The following is an 11,070-nucleotide window of genomic DNA, read 5'->3' as shown; positions in this document are numbered from 1 at the left end:
GCATCGCGCGAGTTTCCCTCCTGTTCAACTGACACGTCGACGCGTGTCTGCTACCGGGCAGGATCCGGCAGGGCTGGGGTGATATCCCATATTTGATCCATATACTCGCGGATCGACCGATCGGAACTGAAATACCCCATCCGGGCGATGTTGAGGATCGCCTTGCGTTGCCACGTCTCGGCGTCGACGTAGGTGCGGTCGACCTCGGCCTGCGCGGCATCGTAGGTGTCGAAGTCGGACGCGACGAGGAACCAGTCGCTGTTCCACATCTGATCCACTATCGCGCCGTATCGGTTCGGATCGCCCGGGCTAAACGTTCCCTCGGCGATGGCCTGCAGCACCCCGAGCATGGCCGGGCTCTGTTCGATCGCCGTGCGCGCGTGGCCTGGCTCTCCGCGGCGCGTGGCCACCTCCTCGGCGGTGAGGCCGAAGAGGAAGAAGTTCTCGGCCCCCACCCGCTCGCGAATCTCGACGTTCGCGCCATCCAGCGTGCCGATCGTGAGAGCGCCGTTCAGGGCGAACTTCATGTTGCCGGTGCCCGAGGCCTCCATGCCTGCGGTCGAAATCTGCTCCGACAGATCGGCCGCGGGAATGAGCTTCTGCGCCATCGACACGTTGTAGTTGGGCGGGTACACGAGTCGGAGGTGATCGCGCGTGTCGGGGTCGTTATTGATGACCTCCCCGACATCGTTGATGAGTCGGATGATCTCTTTCGCGGTGTGGTAACTCGGCGCCGCCTTGCCGCCGAACACCTTCACACGAGGTACCCAGTCGCCACCCGGATTCTGTTTGATGCGCTGCCACTGGGCGATGGTCCAGAAGATATTGAGGAGTTGGCGCTTGTATTCGTGCTGCCGCTTGACGTGAACGTCGAAGAGGGCATCGACCGGCGCGCTGATGCCATGTTCTTCGCCCAGCCAGGTGATCAGCCGCTCTTTGGCCGCATGCTTCGTGGCTCCGAACGCGTCGCGGAACCCCGCATCGTCGGCGAAGTCCTCCAGAGCGTGGAGACGCTCGAGGTCGGTCTCCCACCCCTCACCGACCGCTGCGGTGATGAGCCTGGCCAGCGGAGGATTGGCGAGTTTGATCCACCGCCTGGGGGTGACGCCGTTCGTGATGTTTACGATGCGTTCGGGGAATGCCCGGTCGAGCTCGGGGAAGAGGTCTTGTTTCACCAGCTCGGTGTGCAGGGCCGACACGCCGTTGACATTGTGACTCGTCACGAACGCCAGATTGCCCATCTTGACGTGATCATGGTGGATCAGCCGCACGTCTGCGGAGAGCTCACCGTGCAGCTCGACGAGTTGCGTGTCGAGCTGTTCGATGATCTGCAGGTGCCTGGGCAACACCTTGCGCATGAGCCCGACGGACCACTGCTCGAGCGCCTCGGGCAGCAGGGTGTGGTTGGTGTAGCCGAGCACCTTGGTCGCGAGAGTGGCCGCCGCATCGAAGCCAAAGTCGTGATTGTCGACGAGCAGCCGGATCAGCTCGGGCCCAGCGATCGCCGGGTGAGTGTCGTTCATTTGGATCGCGACGTGCTGGGGCAGCGTACTGAGGTCAGGGTGCGACTTTAGGTGGCGACGCAGAATGTCTTGCACCGAGGCGGAGGTAAGGAAGTACTCCTGCGCGAGGCGAAGCTCCTTGCCGCGATCGGTCGTGTCGTTGGGGTACAGCACGCGGCTGATCGTGCGGGCCCAGGCCTCGGGTTCGGCGGCGGCGGTGAAGTCACCCGCGTTAAAACGATCGAGATCGAAGAGCCCTGCGTCGGGAAGCGCGGCCCAGAGACGCAGAGTGTTCGCCCACTTTCCTCCGTATCCAACGATCGGGGTGTCGTGTGCAGCCGCGACCACCTGCATGCGGGGGCGCCAGACGCTGCGACCCTCTTCCACGCTCACCTCGCCGCGGAAACCGATGTCATACGCTGACTCGGGTCGCGTGAAGTTCCATGGGTTTTCGGTTGTGAGCCAGTCTTCGGGTGACTCGACCTGTTGCCCGTGCTCAAAGCGCTGGGTAAACAGACCGTGCTCGTAACGAATGCCATAACCGTATGCGGGGCAGCCGAGCGTGGACATGGATTCGAGGTAGCAGGCGGCGAGCCTGCCGAGGCCACCATTGCCAAGGGCGGCATCCGGCTCGTCTTCGGCGATGATGTCGAAGCTCTGGCCGAGCTCTGCGAGAGCTTCAGCGGCGACATCGCGCAGGCCGAGGTTGATCGCCGTGTCCTCCAGCAACCGCCCGATGAGGAACTCCATCGAGAGGTAGTAGACGCGCTTGCGATCCTCGGCCCAGGTGCGCCGGGTTGCTGCGAACCAAGGGGTCAGGGCGAAGTCGCGGATCGTGTGCGACAGGGCCGTGCGCCAATCAAAAATGGAAGCATGATCGGGGTCGGTGCCGACCGTGTACTTCACATGGTGCAACAACCAGTCGCGGAAGCGTTCCGGTGTGGGTGCACCCGTCGATGGATCGGTGATCTCGAAGCGATGGGCCTCGGGGCTCTCGAGCATGGAACTCCTGGAGGTCGTGTACCTGGACGCGTCACTATTCATCCTAGGCACCTGGGCTCTGTGGGCACACTCGCGGGGCTCGTAGGACACACTCACGGGTGTCGGTCAGTGTTTCCCCGCCATCTCGGGTTCTGACTCTCTTGTGTAAGTTGTCATGCACTTGTCACGCAGTTGTCACGTGATCGTGAGAAGCTTCGCTTAAAGGCGAGACTGTTGTCGAAGGCTCGGGATGGCTCGTGCCGAACTCGTTTGCGGAGGGTGAACTCACAATGAACAAGCGAATTGCAATCAACGGCTTTGGTCGGGTCGGTCGTAGCGTGCTGCGCGTGCTCCTCGAGGAGGAGAGCGAACTTGACCTGGTCGCCATTAATGACCTCACCGATGGCGAAACCCTCGCGCAACTCTTCAATTTTGACTCGGTCTACGGTCGGGCGCCCCAGGCCGCGCGTGTCGAACGCGGTGCGGATGGCGAGGAGCTGGTGGTGGGGGAGCGGCGGATCCGCCTCTTCACACAGCCAGACCCATCTCTCCTGCCCTGGGCCGCGCTGCAGGTGGGAACGGTGCTTGAATCGACCGGTCGTTTCGCGAAGGCAGAAGCTGCCCGGGCGCACCTCGATGCCGGTGCCGAGCGGGTACTCGTGAGCGCGCCCGCCTCGGGCGCGGATGCCACGCTGGTGAGGGGAGTGAATTGGGGCAGCTACGATCCGGTCGCGCACCGGATCGTCTCGACCGCGTCGTGCACCACGAATGCGCTTGCCCCGCTCGCGAAGGTGCTGCACGATCTGGCAGTGATCGAACAGGGGTTCGTGTCGACCGTGCACGCCTACACGCAGGATCAGAACTTGGTGGACGGACCGCACCGCGATCTGCGCCGGGCACGAGCCGCCGCGCTGAACATTGTGCCCACCTCGACCGGCGCAGCCAAAGCCATAGGCCTGGTTCTGCCCGAGCTCGAGGGGAGACTCGCCGGCGATGCGCTTCGCGTGCCTGTGCCCGTCGGCTCGATCGTCGAGCTCACCGCACTGGTGAGCCGCGAGGTGACCGTCGAGCAGGTACTTGCTGCCTACCGCGAGGCAGCCGCCGGTGAACTCGCCAGGGTGCTCGTGTACTCAGAGGCGCCGCTGGTCTCGTCCGACATAGTGGGCGACCCCGCGTCCTCCATCTTTGATTCTGGGCTCGTGCGGGTCTTGGGTCGGCAGGTCAAGGTCTCGGCCTGGTACGACAACGAGTGGGGCTTCTCACACCGCGCGGCGGAGACCCTGGCGCTGCTCGCCGGCTAAAAATACCTTTACACTCCTGGGAATAGTTGAATCGTCAAGTTGTTGTACTCGATAGCGCCACATGCGCGCGGGGGATTTCGGGAGGCCGGATCCGCCGCCACTTGTCACAGAACATTCGAGGAGCACTACATGACCAAGATCGCGATCATCACCGGTTCGACCCGTCCCGGCCGCAACAACGTCGGCGTTGCCGAGTGGGTGTTGGCTCAGGCGCAGCAGCGCGGTGACGCAGATTACGAGCTGGTCGACATCGCCGACTTCAATCTGCCGTTGCTCGATGAGGCCATGCCGGCTGCATACCAGCAGTACAGCAACGACCACACCAAGGCTTGGTCGGCGAAGATCGCCGAGTTTGATGGTTTTGTGTTTATCGCCGGCGAGTACAACCACACCGTGGTCCCTGCGCTCTCCAACGCGCTGTCATACCTGAACGCCGAGTGGGCGAATAAGGCCGCCGGAATCGTCGGCTACGGCTCGGCCTTCGGTGTGCGCGCGGTTGAGCACCTGCGCGGCATCCTCTCCGAGCTGCAGATTGCGCACGTGCAGAAGACCGGCATGTTCTCGCTCTTCACCGATTTCGAGAACTTCTCCACCTTCGCTCCCACCGAGCTGCAGGCTGACTCCGTCGCTCCGATGCTGGATCAGCTCGTCGCGTGGACCCGCGCGCTCGAGGCAGTGCGGTCAGGCGCGCTGGTCGGCGCTTCCGCGTAGGTCAGCCTGACTGTTCGCGCCGGGCGCGCACCGCGAGGTACAGCTGGTGGGCGGTGATGACCGCCACGAGCCAGGCAAGGCCCAGGAACCACGCGAACAGCACATCGGTGAACCAGTGGTGACCGAGAAAAACCCGGGTGAGGCCCGTGGTGATCACGAACAGAGTGGCGACGCTCAGCGTGATGACCCGGGCCCACCGGCGTTTTTGGCGCAGAACGACGAGGTACGCGATAATGCCGATGATCGCGACGGCGTTCAGCGTGTGGCCGCTCGGGAACGACGCCGAGTATTCGTAGGGGGGCACGGCGTCGGTAAGCGGGGGGCGGTCGCGCCCGAAGATGAGCTTGCCCGCCACGGTCATGAGCAGCGATCCGGCACCGGCGGCGACGATGAGGATCGCGGGTGTCCATGACCTGCGACGCAGCGAGAGAATGAGGATCGCAGCGATGGCGATCAGTGGCATGCCGAAGGTGCCGGCGATGTTCGTGTACCACGTGAGAGCCGCATCGGCCCCGGGTGATCGGAGCGAAATCGCGAGGTCGAGCATCGGCCGGTCGAGGCCCGCCACACCGTCTTCGTCGGTGACCGCGTCGTAGACCTCCGCCGCGGCCACGCTCAGGGCGAAGAATACGGCCAGGCCGATGCCCAGAATGATGAGCAGCATGCCGTTGGGGCCGAGCCGTCGGCTCAGCGCGGTCGTGGTGTCAGCGATGCGCGCCCAGAGTGTTGCCGCGGGTGCCGGTGGTGTCTGCCGGTCGTTGGCGAGTTCGCCCGAGACACCCTTGTCTGGTTTGCCTCGCTCGCCGAGACTGTCTGGCGTGCCGTGGACGTTTGGCGAGTCGGGCTTCGTCATGTGCGCTCCATGACTCAAGGGTAGACGTACGGGTGAGTTACCTGGGTCGGGACGCCGCGAAAACTACTTGGCCGCGACGATGAGATCGCGGATCGCGCGGGTCACGGGTACCCTGCCCGAAACCACCACCTGCTCGTCGATCACGAGCGCCGGGGTCTGCATCACCCCGTATGCGGCGATCTCGGCATAGTCGGTCACCTTCGACACCGTGGCTTCCTGCCCCAGTTCGGTGAGAGCTTCCTTCGTGCGCTTTTCGAGGGTGGCGCAGTTGCGGCAGCCGGGACCGAGAATCTTGATCTGCATGTGCGTGCCTTTCGATGTGGATCAGCCGGCCATTTGCCGAGAACTCGAACGAGCTTTCTAGCGGGCCAGGGGGAGTAGGTTGAAGATGAAGCCGATCAGGTAGATCGCGGCGAGCACGACCCCGGTGAAGATTGCGAGGAGCGGCAACTTCATCACCCGGCGCAGCATGATGAGCGACGGGATAGAGAGGGCGACGAGGCTCATCATGAATGCCATTGTGGTGCCGAGGGCGACCCCCTTCGCGTAGAGCGCGGAGGCGAGCGGCACGACGGCGGCCGGGTTCGCGTAGAGCGGGGCACCGGCGAATGTGGCAATGAGGAGCGAGAAGGGATTATCTGGCCCCGCGACGGTCGCGAAGAACTCGTCAGGTACCCAGCCGTGGATCGCGGCCCCGATCAGCACCCCGAGCAGGAGGAACGGGAGGATCTTCTTCAGCATGTCGCGGGTTTCGTCCCACGAGGCCGAGACCCGGTCGCGCATAGAGGGTCTCGTGCCAGCTGTCGCGAGCTGCGCGGTGCGGCTAGTGAATACGAATGGCTCGATCCACTTCTCGAGCTTGAAACGCGAGAGCACAAGCCCGACCGCGATCGAAACCAGGGCACCAGCGAGCGCCCACCCTGCCGCAATATCCCACCCGAAGGTACCGCCCATCAAAATGATGCCGGTCTCGCTGATGAGTGGTGACGAGACGAGGAAGGCGAGCGTTACCGAGAGCGGCACGCCGGCGGCGACAAGGCCGATGAAGATCGGGATCGAGCTGCAGGAACAGAACGGAGTGATCGCACCGAGCACCACCGCGAGTAGAATTCCTACGATTAGCCCCTTGCCAGCGAGCACTCCGCGCACCTTTTCGGGTGAAATCTGCGTGTTGACGAGGCCCACGAGAAACAGCAGGCCGAGCAGCAGGAGCGAGATCTTGACGGTGTCGTATAGGAAAAACTCGACCGCGGCGCCGAGCGTCGAGACCAGATCCACGCGCAACAAATCGCCCAGCAGCCATGGCCACAGCACTTCATTCGCCGCGAATATCACGCCCCAGGCTGCGGCGAGTGCACCGAGAAATGCCCATACGCGCAGATCGTCTCGCGAGCGCTGAGTCCGAGAGGCGGGCGAGGTGGGGGTCGTGCCGAGCGTCACTGCCCACTCCTCTCGTCGTGTCTGATTCGATTCTAATCGATGCAGAATTTGAGCGTGGTCAGCTATGAATGATTTGCCCGACCCGAGTGGCCCTTTCGGCCTGTGCGTTGCTGAACGAGGTGATCCAATACGGGTGCAAGAACAGCGAGCCCGTCGTCGACACCGCCTGGCGAACCGGGGAGATTGACGATCAATGTGTTGCCAGCGAAGCCCGCAACTCCACGTGTCAGGATCGCGATCGGGGTGACGCCGACACCGCGACGCCGGATTTCCTCGATGATGCCGGGAATCTGGATGTCGAGCAGAACAACCGTCTCTTCGGGCGTCGTGTCGTCGGGTGAAACTCCGGTACCGCCCGTGGTAATGATCACACTGGGGGTGCCGACGAGCGCCGCCTTCAGCGCCTGTCCCACTTCGGTCCCATCAGCCACGACATGTGGAGTGCCTGTGTGGTACCCGTAATCGTTCAGCCACCGCGCAATCACCGGGCCGGTGGTGTCGAGAGCCACACCCGCGGCGGCCGAGGTTGACGCAACAATCACTGCGCCGCTGCGAGGCTCGGAGGAACTCACGAAAGCTCCCAGTCGCCGCTCTTCCCGCCAGACTTCGCGAGCACCTGAATATCAGTGATGCGGGCATGTCGGTCGACTGCCTTGATCATGTCATAGAGAGTCAGCGCGGCGATGCTGGCGGCGGTAAGTGCCTCCATCTCCACACCTGTGACGCCCTGTGTGGTGACCGAAGCTATCACGCGCACTCGATCATGCTCGGGCTCAAAATCGATAGAAAGCTTTGTGAGGGGGAGCGGATGGCACAGCGGAATGAGTTCAGCCGTGCGTTTTGCGCCCATGATGCCCGCGATCCGAGCCGTACCGAGCGACTCGCCCTAGGGTAGCGCGCCGGTGACCAAGAGCTGGATCACCTCTGGCTGGGTCTCGAGGACGGCCTGCGCCCGTGCGGAACTGCGCGTGATTGGTTTGTCGGTCACGTCGACCATGTGCGCGCTTCCGTCTGCACGTATGTGGGTGAGTTCGGAAGGGGGCAAGTTGTCATTCATGAATGCTCCAGGTATTCACTTGAGAACCCGCGGGTGCGAACGCGACCCCGTCGGGAATTTCGGCAATCAGGTCAGCCCCGGCAAGATCGCTGAGTAGGTGTGAGCCCGGGGGCGACACGGTAACGGTGCCATCAGCGAGGACCCGACCACGGCGTAACTGCAGCTTGTGCTCGGGTGAGTGCACATCTTCGGCGAGCGTTCGGAGCACACGGGTTCTGTCAGGCGCTCTGCCTGCGAGACGGCGCAGCGTCGGCAACAAAAACAGCTCAGCTGACAAGAATGAACTCACCGGGTTTCCCGGAAAACACAGTGCGACTACTGTGGGACCACCCGAAGGCGGTGCGACAGTGCCGAGGCCCTGTGGGCCTCCGGGTTGCATGGCTACCCCGACGAATTGAGCACCCAGCGGGTTGAAGGCCTCTCGCACGACCTCAAACGCCCCAGCACTAATCCCACCCGAGGTGACCAGCAGATCTACCCCGGCGGCCTCGTGATCGAGGAGCGCGTACAGGTCTTCTTTGTGGTCGCCTAAACGTGCCGTGCGTACTTCAGCACCGGTCGCACGAAGCGCCGCTGCCAACATCGGCGTGTTCGCATCGTGGATGCGGCCGCGTGACAGCGTCTCTCCTGCGCGTGAAAGTTCGTCGCCGGTCGCGCACAGCAACACACGAAGCCTTCTGCGCACGGGAATTTTGACGATCCCCGCTGAAGCGAGTGAACCGATGAGAGCGGGGGTCAGGCGCACCCCAGCCCCGACCAGTTCACTGTTCGATGGGAGATCCTCACCCTGTCGCCGAACGAACTGCCCAATGGGTGGGGTCTTGACGATGTGGATCTCACCAGATGGGTTTCCATCATTCGCTCGCACAAGGGGCGGAAACGATGCGGGCTGGCAGTGCTCAACGGGAATAACAGTGTCGGCGCCCTCAGGGATCGCCGCTCCGGTCATCACGGGCGAGGCGGTTCCGGGTTGGTGACGAAGGGGCGGATCGCCCGCTGCGGTCGCGACACCCAGGGGAAGCGAGATCGGTTGCTCGATATGTGCGCCGATGATGTCTTCCAGCCGCACCGCGTACCCGTCCATTTGCGAATTGTCAAAGGGAGGAAGTGGGAACGAGGAAGAGAGGGCGTTGGCGGTCACCCGATCTAGCAGGTCAGGGTCGGAGATGCGCACAAATTCGGGCGGATCCTGCTCGATTCGAGCAACAACTGGCGCGAGCAGCGCGCGGACTTCGACCAGGTGCTCGGCGACACTTCGTGCCATCCTTAGCCGCCCGCGAAGGGGGGAAGGACGTCGACCACGAACCCATTCTCAAGCTCAGTCTCTTCCCTGGAAACACCATTGACGAGGAAAGTTCCGGAACGCACGATGCGCGTCATCTGATCGCCATGCCGCTCACACAGAGCAACTCGGAGCGATGCGAGAGACGACACGAATTCGGAATCCCACTGTTCGGCGTCGACTCCAGCGACCTCGGCCGCAGCGGCAAAATATCGAACGGTGAAGTCGGTCATAGCTGTCATGTTAGCCGGACTTCGGGAGAACTTTTGGTCGCAGGCCCCTTCGCACCGAACGACCCTAGAATCAATCACATGAGTGATGTCCGGCCCCACCACCCCGGGCCGTTGGTAGAGCCCAGTGCAGAGCTCACCGACGACCAGGCCGCTCGTGCGCAGCGCCAAATGATCTTGCCGGGCTTCGGTGAAATCGCACAACGACGATTGGCGAATGCGCGCGTACTCGTGATCGGTGCGGGCGGACTGGGGAGTGCCTGCGTGCCTTACCTTGCTGGCGCAGGGGTAGGAACCATCGGAGTGGTCGATAACGATGTGGTCGAACTGTCGAATCTGCACCGCCAGGTTCTGCACGGAACGAAAGATGTAGGCCGGGCAAAAACCGCGTCGTTTGCTGACGCGGTGCACGCATTGAATCCTGGCGTACGGTTGCAGACACACCAGCTCAGGTTGAATTCGGAAAATGCACTCCGCCTCTTTCGCGACTACGACCTGGTCATCGACGGCAGCGATAATTTCCCCACCCGGTACCTGGTGAGCGATGCCTCCGAGCTGCTCGCCCTTCCCCTCGTATGGGGCGCAATTTTTCAAACCTTCGGTCAAGTGAGCGTTGCGTGGCAGCCGCACGGCCCCGGATACCGTGACCTGTTTCCGGTGCCACCAGCGCCCGGAGACGTGCTGAACTGTGGCGAGGGGGGTGTTCTGCCGAGCCTGTGCGGCACGATCGGTTCTTTGCTTGCCACCGAAGCCCTGAAGTTGATTACCGGGTTGGGTGATCCTCTCCTCGGGCGCGTGTTGATCTATGACGCATTGAGTGCGCGGATGTCGGAGTTGCCGTTTCAGCGTCACCCCGATCGGCAACCAGTGCTTGAACTCGTCGACTATGAGGTTTTCTGCGCGGGACCAGCCGAGCTTCCCCCCAGCATCGAGGCGACTGATCTCGCCGCACGATTACGGTCGGGTGCCAAGACCCGGCTTCTCGATGTACGTACCGATGTAGAGCGATCGCTGAGACACATCATTTCGTCAGAATCACTGACACTTACCGATCTTGAAGCGTCGGAGTTTTCGCTCCAGGAACCGGTGATCCTCTACTGCGAGAACGGTCCTCGATCGATACGCGCGGCTCAGATTCTGCGGGAACGAGGTGGAACTGAAGCGTGGTTCCTCGCGGGTGGGATTCGCGCCTTCGCGGCCCATGCCCCAGACCTGCTGCAGTCCGGCTCCGAACCCTCAGCCCGAAGCGCACCCTCCACCAATAATCAGTACCTCACCAAGGACGAAAAACGATGAGTTTCGCTCGCATCACCGATCAGCCCATTTCAGAGTTTTCACTGCATACAAGCGTGATGTCTCCCGACTGCGGTGCCCTCGTGGTGTTTCATGGCGTGGTGAGAAACCACGATGACGACCGGGGAGTGCTCGCACTCGAATACCACGCACACCCTGATGCCGAGCGATTTCTTGCGGAATGTGTCGGAGCGGAGGAGCAGCGCACGGGGCTCTCGCTTGCGGCGGTGCATCGGATCGGCCAATTGAAAGTCGGAGAGGTGGCGCTCATTGCCGCGGCGGCATCCGCGCATCGCGGCGAGGCTTTCGCGGCGGTCGAACAACTCGTCGACCCTATTAAGCACGAAGTTCCCATTTGGAAACGGCAGGAATTTTCAGATGGACTCTCAGAGTGGGTGGGTGTTTAGCTGGTTCTGTTCG

11 protein-coding genes and 1 pseudogene are annotated in these 11,070 nt (G+C 62.7%); 4 read left to right on the top strand and 8 right to left on the bottom strand.

Features of this window, described 5'->3' with window-relative positions:
• Nucleotides 1–50: 50 nt before the first annotated feature.
• Nucleotides 51–2,504 carry a glycogen/starch/alpha-glucan phosphorylase gene (locus tag ACTNFK_RS07555; RefSeq protein ID WP_435936656.1) on the bottom strand — a complete coding sequence of 818 codons (2,454 nt, stop codon included), beginning with the start codon at nt 2,502–2,504 and terminating at the stop codon, nt 51–53.
• A 269-nt stretch (nt 2,505–2,773) separates the two neighbouring features.
• Here ACTNFK_RS07555 and gap point away from each other — a divergent pair, with 269 nt between their 5' ends.
• On the top strand, nt 2,774–3,784 hold the full coding sequence (gap, locus tag ACTNFK_RS07550; RefSeq protein WP_433647686.1) for a type I glyceraldehyde-3-phosphate dehydrogenase: 1,011 nt from the start codon (nt 2,774–2,776) through the stop codon (nt 3,782–3,784).
• 129 nt (nt 3,785–3,913) lie between these two features.
• Nucleotides 3,914–4,495, top strand: a complete 582-nt coding sequence (locus ACTNFK_RS07545; RefSeq protein WP_435936655.1) for an NADPH-dependent FMN reductase — start codon at nt 3,914–3,916, stop codon at nt 4,493–4,495.
• A gap of 1 nt (nt 4,496) precedes the next feature.
• Here the strand turns inward: ACTNFK_RS07545 and ACTNFK_RS07540 are convergent, their stop codons facing one another.
• The 7 genes and pseudogenes from ACTNFK_RS07540 to ACTNFK_RS07510 form a co-directional block, all read right to left on the bottom strand.
• On the bottom strand, nt 4,497–5,348 hold the full coding sequence (locus tag ACTNFK_RS07540) for a phosphatase PAP2 family protein (RefSeq protein ID WP_435936654.1): 852 nt from the start codon (nt 5,346–5,348) through the stop codon (nt 4,497–4,499).
• A 63-nt stretch (nt 5,349–5,411) separates the two neighbouring features.
• Complete coding sequence (locus ACTNFK_RS07535; RefSeq protein ID WP_435936653.1) at nt 5,412–5,651, bottom strand: thioredoxin family protein; 240 nt, start codon at nt 5,649–5,651, stop codon at nt 5,412–5,414.
• Nucleotides 5,652–5,708: 57 nt separating this feature from the next.
• On the bottom strand, nt 5,709–6,788 hold the full coding sequence (locus ACTNFK_RS07530; protein WP_435936652.1) for a permease: 1,080 nt from the start codon (nt 6,786–6,788) through the stop codon (nt 5,709–5,711).
• 62 nt (nt 6,789–6,850) lie between these two features.
• Entirely contained in the window at nt 6,851–7,360 is a 510-nt protein-coding gene (locus tag ACTNFK_RS07525; protein WP_433647691.1) for a MogA/MoaB family molybdenum cofactor biosynthesis protein, read from the bottom strand.
• Nucleotides 7,357–7,845, bottom strand: a pseudogene (moaC, locus tag ACTNFK_RS07520) (cyclic pyranopterin monophosphate synthase MoaC). The gene ACTNFK_RS07525 and the pseudogene moaC overlap by 4 nt, the downstream one beginning before the upstream one ends.
• Complete coding sequence (locus ACTNFK_RS07515) at nt 7,838–9,109, bottom strand: molybdopterin molybdotransferase MoeA (RefSeq protein WP_433647692.1); 1,272 nt, start codon at nt 9,107–9,109, stop codon at nt 7,838–7,840. The pseudogene moaC and the gene ACTNFK_RS07515 overlap by 8 nt, the downstream one beginning before the upstream one ends.
• Before the next feature lie 2 nt (nt 9,110–9,111).
• Nucleotides 9,112–9,360 carry a MoaD/ThiS family protein gene (locus ACTNFK_RS07510; protein WP_433647693.1) on the bottom strand — a complete coding sequence of 83 codons (249 nt, stop codon included), beginning with the start codon at nt 9,358–9,360 and terminating at the stop codon, nt 9,112–9,114.
• A 78-nt stretch (nt 9,361–9,438) separates the two neighbouring features.
• On the opposite strand from ACTNFK_RS07510, the gene ACTNFK_RS07505 reads away from it, so the two are divergent.
• Nucleotides 9,439–10,653, top strand: coding sequence for a ThiF family adenylyltransferase (locus tag ACTNFK_RS07505; protein ID WP_435936651.1), 1,215 nt, complete (start codon nt 9,439–9,441; stop codon nt 10,651–10,653).
• Nucleotides 10,650–11,057: a molybdenum cofactor biosynthesis protein MoaE gene (locus tag ACTNFK_RS07500; RefSeq protein WP_435936650.1), complete on the top strand. Its 408-nt coding sequence runs from the start codon at nt 10,650–10,652 to the stop codon at nt 11,055–11,057. Before ACTNFK_RS07505 ends, ACTNFK_RS07500 begins: the two co-directional genes overlap by 4 nt.
• Nucleotides 11,058–11,070 lie beyond the last annotated feature (13 nt).

This window comes from Leucobacter fengyongliangi (assembly GCF_052386045.1).
The sequence above is the reverse complement of the archived record's forward strand: the minus strand, read 5'-3'. Positions and strand labels throughout refer to the sequence as shown.